We start from the raw sequence: 18282 nt of genomic DNA, 5'->3' as shown, positions 1-18282 counted from the left end.
TTCGACGCACCCTGTCGGCATTTTCAACCGGCCCGAAGGGTCGCCTTGCGGCGGCCGCCTGCGGGAGCGGGCCGCTCAACCGTATTCCCGATACGCTTTTCGCGTCCCGCCCCCGCATCCGACTCGCCGCAAGGCGACGCAGGATGCAAGGGGAGTGAGAAAGGCAGGTTAAGCATGTACACGGTCTCGGTCCGCGACCATTTCATGATCGCCCACAGCTTCCGCGGCGCCGTGTTCGGCCCGGCGCAGAAGCTGCACGGCGCCACCTATGTGGTCGACCTGGCCTTCCGCCGGGCGGAGCTGGACGCCGACGGCATCGTCGTCGACATCGGCCTGGCCTCCACCGCGCTGAAGGCGGTGATGGGCGAGCTGACCTACCGCAACCTGGACGACGAGCCGGCCTTCGCCGGACGCAACACCACGACCGAGGTGCTGGCCCGCACCATCTTCGACCGCATCGCCGCGCGGATCGCGGCGGGCGAGCTCGGGGCCGGGGCGGCGGCGATCGAGAGCCTGGCCGTGACCCTGCACGAATCGCATGTCGCCTGGGCCTCCTATGAGGGCCGGCTGGCGCGATGAGCATCGCCTTCCTGCTGCCGGGCGACCCGGAATCGCGCACCGGCGGGTACATCTACGACAGGCGCATCGTCGAGGGGCTGCGGGGCCTCGGCCGCCGGGTGGCGCTGCACCGGCTGGGGGACGGCTTTCCCTTTCCGAGCGAGGCCGAGGCGGCGGAGGCCGCCGCGGTGCTGCGGGCCCTGCCGGACAACACCCTCACCGTCGTGGACGGGCTGGCCTTCAGCGTGCTGCCGAAGCTGATGGCGGCCGAGGCCGCGCGGCTGCGGCTGGTGGCGCTGATCCACCACCCGCTGGCCTTCGAGCAGGGCTTGAGCCCGGCGCAGCGCCAGGCGCTGGAGATCAGCGAGCGGCAGGCGCTGGCGGTGGCGCGGCGGGTGATCGTCACCAGCCCCGGCACCGCCCGCGACCTCTTCGGCTACGGCGTCGAAGCCGGGCGCATCGGCGTGGTGCTGCCGGGCACCGACCCGACCCCGCCGGCCCGGGGCTCGGGCGAGGCGGCGCCGGTGCTGCTCTGCGTCGCCACGCTGACGCCGCGCAAGGGCTATCTCGACCTCGTCGCCGCGCTGCAGCGCCTCGCCGCGCTGCCCTGGCGGCTGGTCTGCGCCGGCAGCCTGGAGCGCGACGCCGGGCACGCCCGGGCGGTGCTGGCGGCGGTGGAGCAGGCCGGTCTGTCCGACCGCATCCGCTTCCTCGGCGAGATCGACGAGCCGGCGCTGCTGCGGCACTACGACCGGTCCGACCTGTTCGTGATGCCGTCGCATCACGAGGGCTACGGCATGGCCCTGGCGGAGGCCTCGGCGCGCGGCCTGCCGATCGTCAGCACCACCGGCGGCGCCATCCCGGACACGGTGCCGCCGGACGCCGGAATCCTGGTGTCGCCGGGCGACGTCGACGCGCTGACCGGGGCGCTGCGCCGGCTGCTGACCGATCCGGGGGCGCGGCTGCGGCTGCGCGAGGCCGGGCTGGCGGCGCGCGCGCGCCTTCCCGGCTGGCCGGCCCAGGCGGCGGCCTTCGCGCATGAGCTGGGCCTGGCCGGCTAGGCCGGCCCGGCCGTCCCGCGCAGGTCGAAGTCGAACAGCACGTCGCCGCCCATGGCATAGGTGCGGCAGGGCGGGCGCAGGGCTTGGTCGAGATGGGCGATCTCCGGCAGGCGCAGGCCGCTCTTGCCGGAGCCGATGATCAGCGGCGCCACCGCGACATGCAGCCGGTCCAGCACCCCGGCGGCGAGGAAGCGCGACACCGTGGTGCCGCCGCCCTCGATCAGCACCCGCCGCAGCCCGCGCGCCGCCAACGCGTCCAGCACCGTGGCCGGCGACAGGTCGTCGAGGCCGACGATCTTGGCCCCGCCGGCCGGCTTGCCGGTGCGGTCGGCGGCGCAGAGAAGCAGGGTCGGGGCGGCGCCGTCGGTGAACAGGCCGTGGCCGGATCCGAGCCGGCGGTCGGGATCGAGCACCACCCGCACCGGGTTCGGCCCCTCGACCCGGCGGGTGGTCAGCCGCGGGTCGTCATGCGCCACCGTGCCGGCGCCGACCAGCACCGCATCGGCCAGGGCCCGCAGCCGGTGCAGATGGTCCAGGTTGCAGGGGCCGGTGACGTATTGCGACTGGCCGCAGCCGGTGGCGATGTGGCCGTCGATGCTCTGGCCGAGATGGGCCAGGGCGAAGCGGCCCCCGGCCTCGGCGAAGGGGCGCAGCAGCGCGATCCGGTCGCGGGCCGCGGAGTCGGAGGGCAAGGGCGCCTCCGGCCGGCCGGCGCGGCGGTCGAGCAGCCAGATCCAGGCGGTGTCCATCATGCCTCGGCCCGTGCGTAGAGGTCGCCGGAGCGATCCTCCGGCGATCGAGTCAACAGCCAGGCCCGCACTTCGTGCCCGCTGCGCCAGTTCGGCCACAGGAAGCGCCCGGTTTCGCCGATCGAGACCTGGAACCGATAGCGGCCCAGCGCCTCGATCCGGTCGAGGGCGGCGAGCGCGGCCGGCAGCGCCGCCGGGACGACCTCGACCGACAGGCAGGGCAGGGGGCGGGACAGGCCGGCCAGGATCTCGGCCTCGAAGCCCTCGACATCGATCTTGCAGAAGGCGGGCGTGCCGAAGCGGCCGATCAGCGCGTCCAGCGTCGTCACCGGCACCTCGACCCGCCGGTCCCAGCGGATCGAGGCGAAGCCGTCGGCCTTCGACACCGTCTCGATCCAGTCCGGCGACAGGCTGGCGACGGTCGGCGTCCGGCTGCTGAGATGCAGCATGGCGGTGCCGGCGGCGGCGCCGACCGCGCTCTCGACCAGGGTGATGCCGGGATGGCCGCGGAAGCTGCGGCGCAGCAGCCGGGCGAGATCGGGCTGCGGCTCGACCGCCACCACCCGGGCGCCGAGGCCGGCCCAGCACAGGCTGCGGTTGCCGACATGGGCGCCGATGTCGAAGCACAGGTCGCCGGGGCGGATCAGGGCCGAGAAGAAGCGCCGGAAGCGGGCGGAGCGGCCCGGGATGCCGCGGTAGATAGCGAGCGAACGGGCGATGCCGGCGGCGCGGGTCACGGCGTTCATGCAGGGACCCGCCGCCGCCAAAGCCAGACGATGTCGCGGCCGAAGGACCAGCACAGTGCCGCCAGCGCGCCCGCCGCCAGCGTCGTGGCGAGAGCATGCGGCACCGGCGGCGCCAGGCAGGCGATCAGCACCAGGATCTGGATCACGCAGACGGCCTTGCGGGCAAAGCTGTCCGGCACCGGCGCGCGCAGCCAAGGCCAGGCGGCGCCGGCCAGGACGTAGAGGTAGCGCATCGCCCCGATCAGCAGCGCCCAGATCCCGACCTTGCCCCATTGCCAGGCCAGCACCGACAGGACCAGGACGAAGAAGGCGTCGGCCTCCATGTCGAATCGGGCGCCGAAGCGGGAGGCCAGGCCGCTGCGCCGGGCGACCCGGCCGTCGACCCCGTCCAGCGCCAGGGCCAGCGCGGCGAAACCGGTGACCAGCCAGAGGCAGTCCTCGTCCGGCGCCGCCGTGCCCATCAGCGCGGCCAGGAGGCAGATCAGCACGATGCGCGACAGCGTCACCGTGTTGGCCGGGCCGAAGCGGCGATGCGGAGCATGGGCGGCGAGGCCGGCCAGGATCAGCGTGGCGATGCCGCAATACAGCAGCTCGGCCCGGACCACGAAGGCGGCGCCGAGCGCGGGATCGACGGCGAGCGGCACCGCCAGGGCGGCGAGCGCCAGCGCCCCCGCCGCCAGCGGCCATCGCGCCTGCCGCTGCAGCGCGCCGCGAAAATCGGTCTCGTCCCGCATGGTCCTTCCGCCGGTCGACGCCATCATCCTACGCGACTCTTCGGCCGGACGGTGACGCAGGTCACAGCCGGGGCACTGGACAAGCGGGCGCCCGGCTTGCTCTATGGCGCGAACGGGGTTGCCGGGACTGGTTCAGCCATGGCCGAGAGAAAACGTCCGCTCGTGATCGTCACGCGCAAGCTGCCGGATGTCATCGAGACCCGGATGATGGAGCTGTTCGAGACCCGGCTGAACCACGACGACGTGGCGCTCGACCGGGAGCAGATGGTCGCCGCCATGGGCGAGGCCGACGTGCTGGTGCCGACGGTGACCGACCGCATCGACGCCGACCTCCTGGCCAAGTCCGGGCCGCAGCTGAAGCTGATTGCCAGCTTTGGCACCGGCGTCGACCACATCGACCTCGCCGCCGCCAGGGCGCGCGGGCTGACCGTGACCAACACCCCCGGCGTCCTGACCGAGGACACGGCGGACATGACCATGGCCCTGATCCTGGCCGTGGCCCGCCGGCTGGCGGAGGGCGAGCGGCTGGTCCGCGGCGGGCAGTGGACCGGCTGGAGCCCGACCGGCATGCTCGGCGCCCGGCTCGGCGGCAAGCGCCTCGGCATCATCGGCATGGGCCGGATCGGCCAGGCCGTTGCACGCCGGGCCCGCGCCTTCGGCCTGTCGGTGCACTACCACAACCGCAACCGCGTGCATCCGGAGGTGGAGGCCGAGCTGGACGCCACCTACTGGCCCAGCCTGGACCAGATGCTGTCGCGGATGGACATCGTCTCGGTCAACTGCCCGCGCACCCCGGCCACCTTCCACCTGCTCTCGGCCCGGCGCCTGAAGCTGCTGCGCCGCGACGCGCTGATCGTCAACACCTCGCGCGGCGAGGTGATCGACGAGACCGCGCTGGCGCAGATGCTGAAGCAGGGCGAGCTGGCGGGGGCCGGGCTCGACGTGTTCGAGCGCGAGCCGAACGTCAACCCGAAGCTGCTCAAGCTGCCCAACGTGGTGCTGCTGCCGCATATGGGCTCGGCCACGCTCGAGGGCCGCATCGACATGGGCCAGAAGGTGATCGTCAACATCCGCAGCTTCGTCGACGGCCATGTGCCGCCGGATCGGGTGCTGGAGACGGAGTTTTAAGGCCGCCGGGCGTAGGTTGGGTTCGCGGAAGCGAACCCAACGCTCGGGTCTCGGGATGTTGGGTTCGCCCAAGCGCGAACCCAACCTACATCATTGGCCCTGCTTCACCGTCTGGTGCAGCGCGGCGATGGTCTGGGCGTCGAGCCGCAGCGCCAGGGCCAGCTGTTTCAGGAAGCGGCTTTCCTCCGGCGAATCCATGGTCACGGTCAGCAGCGCCGCGGTGTAGACCTGCGCCGCCTCCTGCGGGCCGCCGACTCCGGCGGCCAGCTGCTCCGGCGTCGCCGGGTTGGCCAGCTCCTGTTCGATGAACGCGCGCTCCTCCGCATCCTCGTCGCCGAGCTGCCCCTGGATCGCCGTGGCCTCGGCCTCGTCGATGGTGCCGTCGGCGGCCGCTGCGGCGATCATGGTGCGGATGATGCGGTGGGCGGTGTCCTGCCCCATCAGGGGCGCCGCCTGGGCTCCGCCGCCGACCGAATCGGCCATGTCGAGGAACCCGCCGCCGGCCCCGCCGCCCGCGCCCGGAGCCGGGGTCGGAGCCGGACCGGCCGGAGCCGCCTGGGGCGCATCGTCCTGGCCGCCGAGGCCGCCCAGCAGCCCGCCGCCTCCGCCGCGGTTCTGCAGCGCCTGCATGGCGATCGAGGCGATGATCGCCATCAGTCCGCCGCCCAGGCCTCCACCGAGGCCGCCGCCGCGGCTCTGGCCGCCCGAGAGGCCGCCGAGGATGCTGCCCAGGCCGCCCAGCCCGCCGCCTCCGGCACCGCCGCCGGCGCCCAGGCCCTGCAGCAGCCCGCCGAGACCGCCCAGGCCGCCGCCCGATCCGCCGAGCCCGCCCGAGGGCGCGCCGCCCCCGCCCAGCACCTGGCTGAGGATGCCGCCAAGGCCGCCGGCCCCGCCGCCTCCCGAGGCGCGGCCCATGCCGCTCTGCGCCAACGCACCCAAGAGCTTGTCGAGATCCATCGTCTCTCTCCCTCGGTTCGCGGCGACAGCCCTGCCGGCTGTCGCGTCGTGATGCCGGCCGCGGATGCGGCTAGGAGCAATCTTGCCGGAAGGGGAGGTGTTCGGCGAGGTCTTCGATGCCGGCCTCGACCGCGCGGGTCTCGCGGGCCAGGAAATCGGCCACGGCGCGGCGGAAGCCGGGGTCCCGGATCCAGTGGGTGCTGTAGGTGCGCACCGGGCGGTAGCCGCGCATCACCTTGTGCTCGCCCTGCGCGCCGGCCTCGACCCGTTTCAGGCCGCGGGCGATGGCGAAGTCGATCGCCTGGTAGTAGCAGGCCTCGAAATGCAGGAAGGGATAGTCGCGGCCGTCGCAGCCCCAGTTGCGGCCGTAGATCGTGTCGCTGCCGATCAGGTTCAGCGCGCCGGCGATCCAGCGGCCGTCCTTCTCCGCCATCACCAGGGCGATGCGGTCGGCCATGGTCTCGCCGATCCGGGCGAAGAACTCCCGGGTCAGATACGGGTCGCCCCATTTCCGGTCGCTGGTGTTGCGGTAGAAGCGGAAGAAGGCGTCCCAGTGCCGGGGCTTGAGGTCGTCGCCGGTCAGCACGGTCAGGCGGATGCCGCCTTCGACTGCGCGCTGCCGCTCCTTGCGGATGTCCTTGCGCCGGCGGCTGTTCAGCGTCGCCAGGAAGTCGTCGAAGCCGGCGTAGCCGTCATTCTCCCAGTGGTACTGCTCGCCGATCCGCTGCAGCCAGCCGGCTTCGCCGAAGCGCGACCAGTCGGCCTCGGTCGGGAAGGTGACGTGGACGGAGGAGACCTTGTGCGCCAGCGCTGCCTGCTCCAGCCCATGGATCAGCAGATCGGCGGTCTGCGCCGGCGCGCCGGGGCGGACCAGCAGGCGCGGGCCGGTGACCGGGGTGAAGGGCACGGCCGATTGCAGCTTCGGATAGTAGTGGCCGCCGGCCTGCTCATAGGCGCGGGCCCAGCTGTGGTCGAAGACGTATTCGCCTTGGGAATGGCCCTTGAGGTACAGCGGCACGGCGCCGAGCAACCGGCCGTCCGGCTCCTCCAGCACCAGGTGCTGCGGCAGCCAGCCGGCATCTGCGGTGGCCGAGCCGCTTTCCTCCAATGCCGACAGGAAGGCATGGGACAGGAACGGGTTGTCCGGCCCGGCACAGGCGTCCCAGGCGGCGGAGTCGATGGCGGTGATGTCGGCGACGAGCTTGAGGCTTGCCTCGGGAGTGCCGTCGGGCATGGGGCCGGTCTCTCGCATGTGCGAAAGCTCTAATCTGGGCTTCGAACCGGGCAGGGGCAAGCGTCGCGGCTTGCTCCGCGCTCAGTCCGGCACGGTCCCGGACGGCAGGGCGGCGGCGTGGGCGGCGATGGCGCCGGCGGTGGTGATCCAGACCGCATCGCGCCGGGCGGCGATATGGGCCAGGGCGCGGCGCAGCTGGCGCAGCCGGTAGGGCTGGCCGACGATGTAGGGGTGCAGCGCCACGCCCATCACCAGGGCCTGGCCGTGCGCCTGCTGCTCCAGCATCTCGTCGAACTGGCCGATCACCATGTCGGCAAAGGCGTCGGCGTTCATCTTGCGCGCCACGATCGCTGGGATGTCGTTCAGCTCCTGCGGATAGGGCACCGACAGGATGCGGCCGCCGCGGGTGCGCATCCACACCGGCTGGTCGTCATGGCACCAATCCAGCAGGTAGCCGTAGCCGGCCTCCTGCAGCAGGTCGGGGGTGAGCCGGCTCTGCGAGATCCAGGGGCCGAGCCAGCCTTTCGGCGGCGCCCCGGCATGGCGGGCGATGGTGTCGGTGGCGCGGCGGATCAGCGCCGCTTCTTCGGCCTCCGGCAGCACGCCCTGGCGTTCGGAGTTGCTGTGGCCGTGGCCGACGATCTCGTCGCCGCGGGCCTGGAAGGCGGCCGGCAGCTCCGGGCAATGGTCGTAGATCGACGCGTTGACGATGGCGGAGCAGGGCAGGGCCAGGCTGTCGAACAGCTCCAGCAGGCGCCAGGCGCCGACCCGGTTGCCGTAGTCGCGCCAGGCGTAGTTCAGCACGTCCGGCTGCGGCCCGCCCGGCGCCAATTCCGCCCCCAGCCCTTCGCCGAAGGCGAAATGCTCGAGGTTGAGGCCGAGATAGACGGCGAGGCGCGACCCGGCCGGCCAGGCCGTGCCCGGCCGGCGGGTGATCGCGCTGTAGCCGTAGCGGTCATGCCCCGCCAGCGGCGTCCCCGTCATCAGGGCGGGATCAGGCCAGCCGGGTGGCGAAGGGAGCCTCGGTCTTGGCCCGGATCTCCTCGACCGTGACGCCGTCGGCGACCTCGGTCAGGGTCAGGCCCTGCGGCCCGATCTCGAACACGCCGAGCTCGGTGATCACCAGGTCGACCACGGCCTTGCCGGTCAGCGGCAGGTCGCAGGCATCGAGCAGCTTCGGCGTGCCGTCCTTGGCGTTGTGCTCCATGATCACGACGACGCGCTTGACGCCGGCGACCAGGTCCATCGCCCCGCCCATCCCCTTCACCATCTTGCCGGGGATCATCCAGTTGGCGAGGTCGCCGTCCTTCGACACCTGCATGGCGCCGAGGATCGACAGGTCGATATGGCCGCCGCGGATCATGGCGAAGCTGTCGGCGGAGCTGAAATAGCTCGACTGCGGCAGCTCGGTGATCGTCTGCTTGCCGGCGTTGATCAGGTCCGGGTCCTCCTCGCCCTCATAGGGGAAGGGGCCCATGCCGAGCATGCCGTTCTCGCTCTGCAGCGCCACGGTGATGCCGTCGGGGATGTAGTTCGCCACCAGCGTCGGGATGCCGATGCCGAGATTGACGTAGAAGCCGTCCTGCAGCTCTTTCGCGGCGCGGGCGGCCATCTGCTCACGGGTCCAGGGCATGATGTTCTCCCTCTCCTCAGGCGGCCCGCGGCCGGGTGGTGCGCTGCTCGATGCGCTTCTCGTAGTCCTTGCCCTGAAGGATGCGCTTCACATAGATGCCCGGGGTGTGGATCTGGTTCGGGTCCAGCCCGCCGATATCGACCAGCTCCTCGACCTCGGCGACCGTCACCTCGGCCGCGGTGGCCATCATCGGATTGAAGTTCCGCGCCGTCTTCCGGTAGATCAGGTTGCCCTCGGTGTCGCCCTTCCAGGCCTTGACGATGGCCAGGTCGGCGAACAGCCCGCGCTCCATGACGTATTCGGCGCCGTCGAACTCGCGCACCTCCTTGCCCTCGGCGACGATGGTGCCGACGCCGGTCTTGGTGAAGAAGGCGGGGATGCCGGCGCCGCCGGCGCGGATGCGCTCGGCCAGGGTGCCCTGCGGGTTGAACTCCAGCTCCAGCTGGCCGGACAGGTACTGCTGGGCGAACAGCTTGTTCTCGCCGACATAGGACGAGATCATCTTCTTGATCTGGCCGCGCTCGAGCAGCTTGCCGAGGCCGACGCCGTCGATGCCGCAATTGTTCGAGATCACGGTCAGGCCGGTGACGCCGCTGAGCGCGATCGCGTCGATCAGCTTCTCCGGGATGCCGCACAGGCCGAAGCCGCCGGCCATGACCATCATCCCGTCGCGGAGCACGCCGGCCAGCGCCGCCGTCGCATCCGGATAGACCTTCTTCATCCCGTCACTCCCCGTCAGGCATCACTGGGCGCGAAGGGACTAAAGCGGGGCGGCGGGCGGGTGTCAATCGAGGCCGCGCCGCCGGCCGGCCGGTTTGCGGCGGAGCCGGCGGCCGATCCCCGGGCCTGCGACGAAGGTCGAATCTGCGGCAACGATCCTGCCGGATGATTCTTGCGGTCATCTATGAGAAGCTGTGACTTTGTTGCGCTTTGAAGGACGCCGGCTGAAGCGTCCCACGCGCCCAACTGGGGAGGTTTCCATGACCATCCATGACCGGGATTCCACGCCGCCCGTCGCGGTATCGAAAGGGTCGCGCCGCCGGTTCCTGGGCGGCGCGGCCGTGGCCGCCGCAGCGACCGTCGCCGCGCCGGCCATCGTCAAGGCGCAGGGACCGGTGCATATGCGCTGGCAGAGCACTTGGCCCTCGAAGGACATCTTCCACGAATTCGCGCTCGACTTCGCCAAGAAGGTCAACGACATGACCGGCGGCGAGCTGGCCATCGAGGTGCTGCCGGCCGGCGCCGTGGTGCCCGCCTTCGGCCTGCTCGACGCCGTGTCGCAGGGCACGCTCGACGGCGGCCATGGGGTCATGGTCTACCACTACGGCAAGCAGACGGCGCTCGCGCTCTGGGGGTCCGGCCCCGGCTTCGCGATGGACGCCAACACGCTGCTGGCCTGGCACAAATACGGCGGCGGCAAGGAGCTGCTGGAGAAGCTCTACGCCTCGATCGGCGCCAATGTCGTCTCGTTCCCCTACGGGCCGATGCCGACCCAGCCGCTGGGCTGGTTCAAGAAGCCGGTGGCCAAGGTGGAGGACCTGCAGGGCCTGAAGTTCCGCACCGTCGGCATCTCGATCGACGTCTTCACCGCCCTCGGCGCCGCGGTCAACGCGCTGCCAGGCGGCGAGATCGTCTCGGCGCTGGACCGCGGCCTGCTCGACGCGGCCGAGTTCAACAACGCCTCCTCCGACCGGGTGCTCGGCTTCCCCGACGTGTCCAAGATCTGCATGCTGCAGAGCTTCCACCAGAACGCCGAGCAGTTCGAGGTCCTGTTCAACAAGGCCAAGTACGACGCGCTGCCCGACAAGATCAAGGCCATCATCGCCAACGCGGCCGAGGCGGCGTCGCAGGACATGCAGTGGAAGGCGATCGACCGCTACTCGAAGGACTACGGCGAGCTGCAGAGCAAGGACGGCGTCAAGTTCTACAAGACGCCGGAGGCGATCCTGAAGCGGCAGCTCGAAGTCTACGACGAGGTGGTGAAGAAGAAGGCCGGGGAGAACCCGCTGTTCAAGGAGATCCTGCAGTCGCAGATCGCCTTCGCCCAGCGGGCGACGCGGTGGGAGCAGGACACCGTGGTCAACCGGCGGCTGGCCTTCGACCACTACTTCGGAGCGAACGCGGCCGCCAGCAAGATCTGATCCCGCAGCGGAGCCGGCACCGTCGGACAGGTCCGGCGGCGCCGTGTTCCCGTCCGAACCCTCCGGCAGCGGGCTGCACCGTATGAGCTTCCAGCGACTCCTGCATCTGGTCGACGGCGTCAGCACCTGGGTCGGCAAGGCCGCGGCGTGGCTGATCATCGGGCTGATGGCCCTGATCTGCATCGAGGTGGTGAAGCGCTACCTGCTGAACATGCCGACGGCGTGGATCTTCGACGCCAGCAACATGTTCTACGGCAGCCTGTTCATGCTGGCCGGGGCCTACACCCTGGCCCAGAACGGCCATGTCCGCGGCGACTTCCTGTACGGATCGATGCGGCCGCGGACCCAGGCGGCGTTCGACCTGGTGCTGTACATCCTGTTCTTCCTGCCCGGTATCGCCGCCCTGGTCTATGCCGGATACAGCTATGCGGAGCTGTCCTGGCGGATCGGCGAGCATTCGACCGTCACCGCGGAGGGGCCGCCGATCTACCACTTCAAGGCGGTGATCCCGGTGGCCGGGGCGCTGGTGCTGCTGCAGGGCCTGGCCGAGATCCTGCGCTGCGTCGCCTGCCTGCGCACCGGGACTTGGCCCAGCCGGCTCAAGGACGTCGCCGAGATCGACGTGGTCGAGGAGCAGCTGGCGCACAGCGAGCATGTGGACGAGGCGACGCGCCGGGACGCGATCGAGCGGGCGCAGAAGATCGACGAGGCGGCGCGCCAGCGCGGGCAGGGGGGAGATCTGCAGACATGAGCGACGGGGCGCTCGGACTCGCGATGCTGGGGCTCATCGTGGTCGTGATCATGATGGGCTTCCCGACGGCCTTCACGCTGATGGGCCTGGGCATGTTCTTCGGCTTCTACGCCTTCTACGACCCGTCCGAGGCGTGGTGGGACAACCGGGTGTTCGACCTGATGGTCCAGCGCACCTACGGGGCGATGACCAACGACGTCCTGGTCTCGATCCCGCTGTTCGTGCTGATGGGCTATGTGATGGAGCGCGGGGCGCTGGTGGACAAGATGTTCTACAGCATCCAGCTCTCGGCCCGCCGGGTGCCGGCCTCGCTCGCCGTCGCCACCCTGATCGTCTGCACCTTCTGGGGCATCGCCAGCGGCCTGGTCGGCGCCGTCGTGGTGCTGATGGGGGTGATCGCGCTGAACCCGATGCTGCGCGCCGGCTACGACGTCCGGCTCGCCTCCGGCGTGATCACCGCCGGCGGCACGCTGGGCATCCTGATCCCGCCCTCGGTGATGATCATCGTCTACGCCGCGGTGGCGGGGCAGTCGGTGGTCAAGCTCTACGCCGCGGCGATGTTCCCCGGGTTCTTCCTGGCGCTCTTGTACCTCGTCTACATCGTCGGCTGGGCGCTGCTGCAGCCGAAGGTCGCGCCGCGGCTGCCGGAGGACCAGACCCGGGTGCCGGTGCCGGGCTGGATGCGCGCCTTCCAGGCCGCCTATTCGCGCAACATGCTGGTCGGGCTGGCCAAGGCCCTGGTCTCGCCGTCCCGCGCCGCCGCGCTCGACACCGGGGCCGGGCGCCTGACCTATGGCCGCCTGGCCGGCAATTTCGGCACCGCGCTGGTGCCGCTGGCGCTGACGGCCGTGACCCTCGGGGCGGCCTGGTGGTACGTGGTGATCTACCCGCAATCCTCGGCCGAGGCGGAGGCGGTGCCGGAGGGGCTGGAGCAGCTCGGCGCGCCGGTCGCCGCCGAAGCGCCGGCGACCGGCGCGGAGATCGGGCCGGGCACCGGCTTCACCATCGCCTTCGGCCTGGTGGCCCTGGCCGCGGCGGTGGTGCTGTTCCGCTACTACCGGCGCATGACCGCCGAGCGCTTCGAGATGCTGAAGCTGCTGGCCTCGTCGGTCATGCCGCTCGGCATCCTCACCGTGCTCGTGCTGGCGGTGATCCTGTTCGGCATCACCACGGCGACCGAATCCGCCGCCGTCGGCGCCGCCGGCGCCTTCCTGCTGGCGCTGCAGGCCCGGACCCTGAACTGGAAGCGGACCAAGGAGGCGGTGTTCCTGACGGCCAAGACCACCGCCATGGTGTGCTGGCTGTTCGTCGGCTCGGCCCTGTTCTCCGCCGTCTTCGCGCTGCTCGGCGGCCAGGCGCTGATCGAGCGCTGGGTGCTGTCGCTCGACCTGTCGCCGGTCCAGTTCATGATCCTGTCGCAGGCGATCATCTTCCTGCTCGGCTGGCCGCTGGAATGGACCGAGATCATCATCATCTTCGTGCCGATCTTCCTGCCGCTCCTGAAGCATTTCAGCATCGACCCGGTGCTGTGGGGCGTGCTGGTGTTCGTCAACCTGCAGGCGGCATTCCTGTCGCCGCCGGTGGCGATGTCGGCCTTCTACCTGAAAGGCGTGGCGCCGCCGCACGTCACCCTCAACCAGATCTTCGCCGGCATGATGCCCTACATGCTGGTCGTGATCCTGTGCATGGTGCTGATGTATCTCTGGCCCGGCATCGTGCTGTGGCTGCCGGAATACCTGTACGGCAACTGACGGGCGGCCTGCACCTGCGCGTCGATGACGTCGGCGAAGTGATCGTCGAGTGAAATCCTGGTGTTACGCGCCACCCAGAAACTCCTCGGAAGCGAACGACCGGCGTAACCATGAAGCGGTTTCCGAGCCGATATCAGGGCCTCGAAATCCGCAGATGGCCGAACTGCGCCTCGTAGCCCGCGTCCTTCGGGCTGCAGGCGTAGAGGCCGGCCAGCACGGGGCCGGCGCCGTCATCGGCGTGCAGCCGGGCGATGCGCAGCTGCACCCAGCGGTCCTCGCCCTCGGGCGCCGCCTCGACGATGTAGTCGGCGCCGGTGCGGCGGATGCGGAAGCCGGTGGCGCCGCCCGGCCGGGTCGGCACGTCCTGGGTCGACCAGTCGGACCAGCCGGCATTGGTGACCACGGCGCCGAGGCGGCTGTGCGCCGCCGTCTCGAACTCGACCGAGGTCTTGATCCAGCTCTCCGGCGACTGGCGCACGATCAGCCCGGCCTGGTCGTACTGGTGCACGGGACTGCCGCGCACCACTGTCTCCATCACGAAGTCGCCGGCCACCGGCAGCGCCAGCACATGGCCATTGTCGACCCGGAAGCCGTAATGCGTGCCCTGCCAGAAATCGGTCCCGGCGGCGGTGCGCAGCCCCAGGCCCTCCGGCCCGATCGACCAGTCGGGCGGCGGGTTGGTCCAGGCCAGGCGCAGATCGGGGGCAGGGGACAGGAAGGTCTCGTCCAGGATCTTCATCGCGTCTCTCCCTTGCCTGTTCGGCGCCATCAGACGCGAGCCCGGCCGGACGGGCAAGGGGCATCATCTTGAGACGGATGGGCCACGAAATCCCCAGGATTGATGCTGATGGCGCATCGATCGATGCCGTCTTGGACCTGGAGTCGGATCGGTCTCCTCCGTACCGTCCGCCTAAGCCCGCCGCAAGACGAGCGATCAGATGATTCATCAGGGGGAGGACCAACCATGATCACCAGACGCAGCGCGCTCGCGCTCGCCGCCGGCCTTGCGATGCTCGGGGCCGCCGGCCCGGTGTCCGCGCAGACTTTCGAACGCACCGTCCGCATCGTCGTCCCCTACGCGCCGGGCGGCACCTCCGACACGCTGGCGCGCATCATCGCGCCGCAGCTGTCCGAAGCCATCGGCCAGACCGTGGTGGTCGAGAACAAGCCCGGCGCCGCCGGCAATATCGGCGCCGACGCGGTGGCCAAGGCCGACCCGGACGGGCACACGCTGCTGCTCGCCGATGTCGGCTCGATCGCCACCGCGCCGGGGCTGTTCAGCGACCTGTCCTACGATCCGCTGAAGGATCTGGCGCCGGTCGGGATGATCATGTTCGTGCCCTATGTGCTGGCGGTGAACAAGGACCTGCCGGTGACCAATGCGGCCGAGCTGGTCGACTACGCCAAGGCCAATCCCGGCAAGCTGGCTGTGGCCAATTCCGGCATCGGCGGGGTCAACCACATCACCGCGGTCGCCATGGCCAAGGACCTCGGCATCCAATGGAAGACCGTGCCCTATCGCGGCGGTTCCGCGGCCACCCAGGCCGTGGTGTCGGGCGAGAGCAAGGTCATCATCAACGGCGCCACCGCGACCCTGCCCTTCGTCGCCAACGGCCAGCTCCGCGGCATCGCAGTGACCGGCCAGGACCGGATCGCCAGCGCCCCGGACATCCCGACCTTCACCGAGGCCAAGCTGCCCTCCGCCGATGTCGGGTCCTGGCAGGGACTGCTGACCACCGCCGGCTCGCCGCCCGCTTTGGTCGAGAAGCTGAACACGGCGCTCGGCGAGATCCTGAAGCAGCCGGAGGTGGCGGAGCGGATCGCCCAGCAGGGCGGCCGGGTCGTCGCCGGCCCGCCGGCGGATCTCGGCACCTGGCTCGCCACCAACACCGAGGCCTGGGGCAAGGTGATCGCCGACGCCGGCATCAAGGGCGAGTGACAGGGTGACGCGCATCAACTGGCCGGACCTGCTGTTCGGCCTCTTCCTCTGCGTGGTGGCGGCCGTCGTCCTGGTCGCCACCCGCAAGCTCGGCTTCGGCAGCCCGGCCGATATGGGGCCGGGCTTCATGCCGCGGGTGCTGGCGATCGGCGCCGCCGGCTTCGGCCTGGTCTTCGCCCTGCGCAGCCTGGCGATCGGCGGCGAGGGGGTCGAAGCGCCCAAGCTGCGACCGATCCTCGGCATCCTCGCCGCCGTCGCCGTCTTCGCCCTGCTCGCCGCCAAGGCCGGGCTGGCGGTCGCCGCCTTCGCCACCGTGGTCGTCGCCGGCCTCGCCAGCCGGGAGACGCGGCTGCGCGAGACCGTCGTCTTCGCCGTCGGGCTCGGCGCCGCCGCGGTGATCCTGTTCGTGCTGCTGCTGGACCTGCCGGTGCCGGTCTGGCCGCGCTTCTAGGCCGCATTTCAGGGGCGTCATGGACCTCTTCGACAACCTGCTCCTCGGCCTGACCACGGCGCTGCAGTGGCAGAACCTGCTGTACTGCCTGTTCGGCGTGCTGATCGGCACGGCGATCGGGGTGCTGCCCGGCATCGGGCCGATCCCGACCGTGGCCCTCTTGCTGCCCTTCACCTTCGGGCTTGATCCCTCGTCGGCCTTCATCATGCTCGCCGGCATCTTCTACGGCGCGCAATATGGCGGTTCCACCACGGCGATCCTGGTCAACGTGCCGGGAGAGACGTCATCGGTCGTCACCTGCCTCGACGGCCACCAGATGGCGCGCCAGGGCAAGGCCGGCCTGGCGCTGGCCATCGCCGCCATCTCCTCCTTCTTCGCCGGCTCCGTGGCGACGGTGGTGATCGCGCTGCTGGCCCTGCCGCTCGCCGCGCTGGCGCTGCAATTCACCGCGGTCGAGTATTTCAGCCTGCTGGTGCTCGGGCTGATCGCGGCGGTGATCCTGGCGCATGGCTCCGTCGCCAAGGCGTTGGCGATGGTGGTGCTGGGCCTGCTGCTCGGCATCGTCGGCATCGACGTCTCCTCCGGCGCCTCGCGCCTCACCTTCGGCATTCCGGAGCTGGGCGACGGGCTCGACTTCGTGCCGATCGCCATGGGCCTGTTCGGCCTCGGCGAGATCATGGCCAATCTCGACCGGCCGCAGCCGCGCCAGCTGGTCAGCAGCAGGGTGCGCGACCTGATGCCCCGCTGGGCCGATCTGCGCCAGGCCTTCCCGGCGATGGTCCGGGGCACCGCCATCGGCTCCTTCCTCGGCGTGCTGCCGGGGGGCGGGGCGGCGCTGCCGCCCTTCACCGCCTATGCCATGGAGAAGAAGCTGGCGCGCGACCCCAGCCGCTTCGGCAAGGGCGCGATCGAGGGCGTGGCCGGGCCGGAGGCCGCGAACAACGCCGGGGCGCAGACCAGCTTCATCCCGCTGCTGACGCTGGGCATCCCGTCCAACGCCCTGATGGCGCTGATGATCGGGGCGCTGATGATGCACGGCATCCAGCCCGGGCCGCAGATCATGACCGAGCAGCCGCAGCTGGTCTGGGGCGTGGTCGCCAGCATGTGGGTCGGCAACCTGATGCTGCTGGTGATCAACCTGCCGCTGATCGGCATCTGGATCTCGATGCTGAAGATCCCCTACCGGCTGATGTTCCCGGCCATCGTGCTGTTCTGCTGCATCGGCACCTACGGCATCGCCAACAGCATGTTCAACGTCTGGCTGATGCTGGGCTTCGCGCTGGTCGGCTATTTCTTCGTCAAGGTGAAGGCCGAGCCGGCGCCGCTGCTGCTGGGCCTGGTGCTGGGGCCGCAGCTGGAGGAGAACTTCCGCCGCGCCATGCTGCTGTCCGACGGCGACTTCACCGTGTTCCTGACCCACCCGATCAGCGCGGTGCTGCTGGCGGTCGTAGCGATCCTGCTGCTGGCGATGCTGGTGCCGGCGATCACGCGCAAGCGCGAGCAGGCGCTGGCGGAGTAGGCTTCCCTTCGGCACGGCGGGGCGGCATCGTGGCGATCCCGCTCTCCGCCGCAGGGTCCCCATGCGCCTCGCCGTCCTCGCCGACATCCACGGCAACCTTCCGGCCCTCGAGGCCGTGCTGGCCGATCTCGGCCGCCGCGGCGCCGACGCCATCGTCCATCTCGGCGACTGCGTCTCCGGCCCGCTGTGGCCGCGCGAGACGCTGGACCTGCTGATGGCCAAGGGCTGGCCGACCGTGCGCGGCAACCACGACCGCTGGGTGTGGGAGGACCGGGACGAGCCGCCGAGCACCTCCGACGGCTATGCCCGCCACGCGCTCGACGCCGCCGGCCGCGCCTGGCTCGGCGCCCTGCCGACGCGGCTGGACCTGCCGGAAGGCATCACCGCCTTCCATGCAAGGCCGGAGGACGACAACGCCTATCTGCTGGAGGACATCGAGGGCGGCCGGCTGGTGCGCGCGCCTGCCGACGCCATCGCCGCGCGGCTGGACGGCGTCTCCGCCCCGGTCATCCTGTGCGGCCACAGCCACCTGCCCTGGCTGCTGCGCCTGCCGGACGGGCGCTGGATCCTCAACCCCGGCAGCATCGGCGCCCCGGCCTATGACGACCCCACCCCGCCGGCCCATGTCTCCGAATCGGGATCGCCCGCCGCCCGCTACGCGATGCTGGAGCTGGATGGCGGCCGTGTGGCGGCGGAGCTGATCGCCATCCCCTACGACCACGATCGCGCGGTCCGGCGGGCGGCGGAGAACGGCCGTCCCGGCTGGGCGCATGCGCTCGCGACCGGCTTCTCCCGCCCGCCCGGCTCGTGAGGCAACGGCCTGCCTTTTTGCGTTGCCTCTCCCGCCTGGCGGGACCTTTTCAAATAGCTGAAGCACGCTTCTTTTTTTGTCCCCCCTCCCCTTGCGGGAGGGGGGCAGGGGGAGGGGTC

General features: G+C 70.8%; 19 protein-coding genes. 10 read left to right on the top strand and 9 right to left on the bottom strand.

What is annotated here, in order from left to right; translation table 11 throughout:
- The first annotated feature begins 174 nt into the window (after positions 1–174).
- Together ACFW16_RS34495 and ACFW16_RS34490 are read left to right on the top strand one after the other, a co-directional pair.
- Positions 175–579 (top strand): 6-pyruvoyl tetrahydropterin synthase family protein, encoded by a 405-nt coding sequence (locus ACFW16_RS34495; RefSeq protein WP_380313636.1) that lies wholly within the window; start codon positions 175–177, stop codon positions 577–579.
- Positions 576–1619: a glycosyltransferase family 4 protein gene (locus ACFW16_RS34490; RefSeq protein WP_380313635.1), complete on the top strand. Its 1044-nt coding sequence runs from the start codon at positions 576–578 to the stop codon at positions 1617–1619. The genes ACFW16_RS34495 and ACFW16_RS34490 overlap by 4 nt, the downstream gene beginning before the upstream one ends.
- On the opposite strand, the gene ACFW16_RS34485 is transcribed toward ACFW16_RS34490, so the two are convergent.
- From ACFW16_RS34485 to ACFW16_RS34475, 3 genes are read right to left on the bottom strand one after another with little or no spacing between them, the layout of a single operon-like run.
- Positions 1616–2371, bottom strand: a complete 756-nt coding sequence (locus ACFW16_RS34485) for a RibD family protein (protein ID WP_380313634.1) — start codon at positions 2369–2371, stop codon at positions 1616–1618. The genes ACFW16_RS34490 and ACFW16_RS34485 overlap by 4 nt on opposite strands.
- Positions 2368–3114 (bottom strand): FkbM family methyltransferase, encoded by a 747-nt coding sequence (locus ACFW16_RS34480; RefSeq protein ID WP_380313633.1) that lies wholly within the window; start codon positions 3112–3114, stop codon positions 2368–2370. The genes ACFW16_RS34485 and ACFW16_RS34480 overlap by 4 nt, the downstream gene beginning before the upstream one ends.
- On the bottom strand, positions 3111–3848 hold the full coding sequence (locus ACFW16_RS34475; RefSeq protein WP_380313632.1) for a CDP-alcohol phosphatidyltransferase family protein: 738 nt from the start codon (positions 3846–3848) through the stop codon (positions 3111–3113). Before ACFW16_RS34475 ends, ACFW16_RS34480 begins: the two co-directional genes overlap by 4 nt.
- Positions 3849–3986: 138 nt before the next feature.
- Between ACFW16_RS34475 and ACFW16_RS34470 the strand changes: the two genes are divergently transcribed.
- On the top strand, positions 3987–4976 hold the full coding sequence (locus ACFW16_RS34470; RefSeq protein WP_380313631.1) for a 2-hydroxyacid dehydrogenase: 990 nt from the start codon (positions 3987–3989) through the stop codon (positions 4974–4976).
- A 90-nt stretch (positions 4977–5066) separates the two neighbouring features.
- On the opposite strand, the gene ACFW16_RS34465 is transcribed toward ACFW16_RS34470, so the two are convergent.
- The 5 genes from ACFW16_RS34465 to ACFW16_RS34445 all read right to left on the bottom strand — a co-directional run bounded on the left by ACFW16_RS34465 (position 5067) and on the right by ACFW16_RS34445 (position 9521).
- The gene (locus tag ACFW16_RS34465) at positions 5067–5933 is read right to left on the bottom strand and encodes a DUF533 domain-containing protein (RefSeq protein ID WP_380313630.1); all 867 of its coding nucleotides are present in this window, start codon (positions 5931–5933) and stop codon (positions 5067–5069) included.
- A gap of 70 nt (positions 5934–6003) precedes the next feature.
- Entirely contained in the window at positions 6004–7167 is a 1164-nt protein-coding gene (locus ACFW16_RS34460) for a GNAT family N-acetyltransferase (RefSeq protein WP_380313629.1), read from the bottom strand.
- A gap of 81 nt (positions 7168–7248) precedes the next feature.
- Positions 7249–8151 (bottom strand): polysaccharide deacetylase family protein, encoded by a 903-nt coding sequence (locus ACFW16_RS34455; protein ID WP_380313628.1) that lies wholly within the window; start codon positions 8149–8151, stop codon positions 7249–7251.
- Between the two features lie 10 nt (positions 8152–8161).
- A complete protein-coding gene (locus ACFW16_RS34450) occupies positions 8162–8800 on the bottom strand; it encodes a CoA transferase subunit B (protein WP_380313627.1) in 639 nt (212 codons plus the stop codon).
- Between the two features lie 16 nt (positions 8801–8816).
- Entirely contained in the window at positions 8817–9521 is a 705-nt protein-coding gene (locus ACFW16_RS34445) for a CoA transferase subunit A (RefSeq protein ID WP_380313626.1), read from the bottom strand.
- A 259-nt stretch (positions 9522–9780) separates the two neighbouring features.
- Between ACFW16_RS34445 and ACFW16_RS34440 the strand changes: the two genes are divergently transcribed.
- The 3 genes from ACFW16_RS34440 (at position 9781) to ACFW16_RS34430 (ending at position 13443) form a co-directional block, all read left to right on the top strand.
- On the top strand, positions 9781–10941 hold the full coding sequence (locus ACFW16_RS34440) for a TRAP transporter substrate-binding protein (RefSeq protein WP_380313625.1): 1161 nt from the start codon (positions 9781–9783) through the stop codon (positions 10939–10941).
- A gap of 82 nt (positions 10942–11023) precedes the next feature.
- The gene (locus tag ACFW16_RS34435; protein ID WP_380313624.1) at positions 11024–11692 is read left to right on the top strand and encodes a TRAP transporter small permease subunit; all 669 of its coding nucleotides are present in this window, start codon (positions 11024–11026) and stop codon (positions 11690–11692) included.
- Positions 11689–13443 (top strand): TRAP transporter large permease subunit, encoded by a 1755-nt coding sequence (locus tag ACFW16_RS34430; protein WP_380313623.1) that lies wholly within the window; start codon positions 11689–11691, stop codon positions 13441–13443. Before ACFW16_RS34435 ends, ACFW16_RS34430 begins: the two co-directional genes overlap by 4 nt.
- Positions 13444–13576: 133 nt before the next feature.
- On the opposite strand, the gene ACFW16_RS34425 is transcribed toward ACFW16_RS34430, so the two are convergent.
- Positions 13577–14182 (bottom strand): DUF1349 domain-containing protein, encoded by a 606-nt coding sequence (locus tag ACFW16_RS34425; protein ID WP_380313622.1) that lies wholly within the window; start codon positions 14180–14182, stop codon positions 13577–13579.
- Between the two features lie 225 nt (positions 14183–14407).
- Here ACFW16_RS34425 and ACFW16_RS34420 point away from each other — a divergent pair, with 225 nt between their 5' ends.
- The 4 genes from ACFW16_RS34420 (at position 14408) to ACFW16_RS34405 (ending at position 18163) form a co-directional block, all read left to right on the top strand.
- Positions 14408–15382 (top strand): Bug family tripartite tricarboxylate transporter substrate binding protein, encoded by a 975-nt coding sequence (locus ACFW16_RS34420; protein WP_380313621.1) that lies wholly within the window; start codon positions 14408–14410, stop codon positions 15380–15382.
- Between the two features lie 4 nt (positions 15383–15386).
- Positions 15387–15833, top strand: a complete 447-nt coding sequence (locus tag ACFW16_RS34415) for a tripartite tricarboxylate transporter TctB family protein (RefSeq protein ID WP_380313620.1) — start codon at positions 15387–15389, stop codon at positions 15831–15833.
- A 19-nt stretch (positions 15834–15852) separates the two neighbouring features.
- On the top strand, positions 15853–17352 hold the full coding sequence (locus ACFW16_RS34410) for a tripartite tricarboxylate transporter permease (protein WP_380313619.1): 1500 nt from the start codon (positions 15853–15855) through the stop codon (positions 17350–17352).
- Positions 17353–17413: 61 nt separating this feature from the next.
- A complete protein-coding gene (locus ACFW16_RS34405; protein WP_380313618.1) occupies positions 17414–18163 on the top strand; it encodes a metallophosphoesterase family protein in 750 nt (249 codons plus the stop codon).
- Positions 18164–18282: the final 119 nt, after the last annotated feature.

The organism is Inquilinus sp. NPDC058860 (assembly GCF_042743185.1).
Classification (GTDB): Bacteria; Pseudomonadota; Alphaproteobacteria; order DSM-16000; family Inquilinaceae; genus Inquilinus.
Note: the sequence above shows the minus strand (reverse complement) of the source record. Positions and strands in the feature narration are given on the sequence as shown.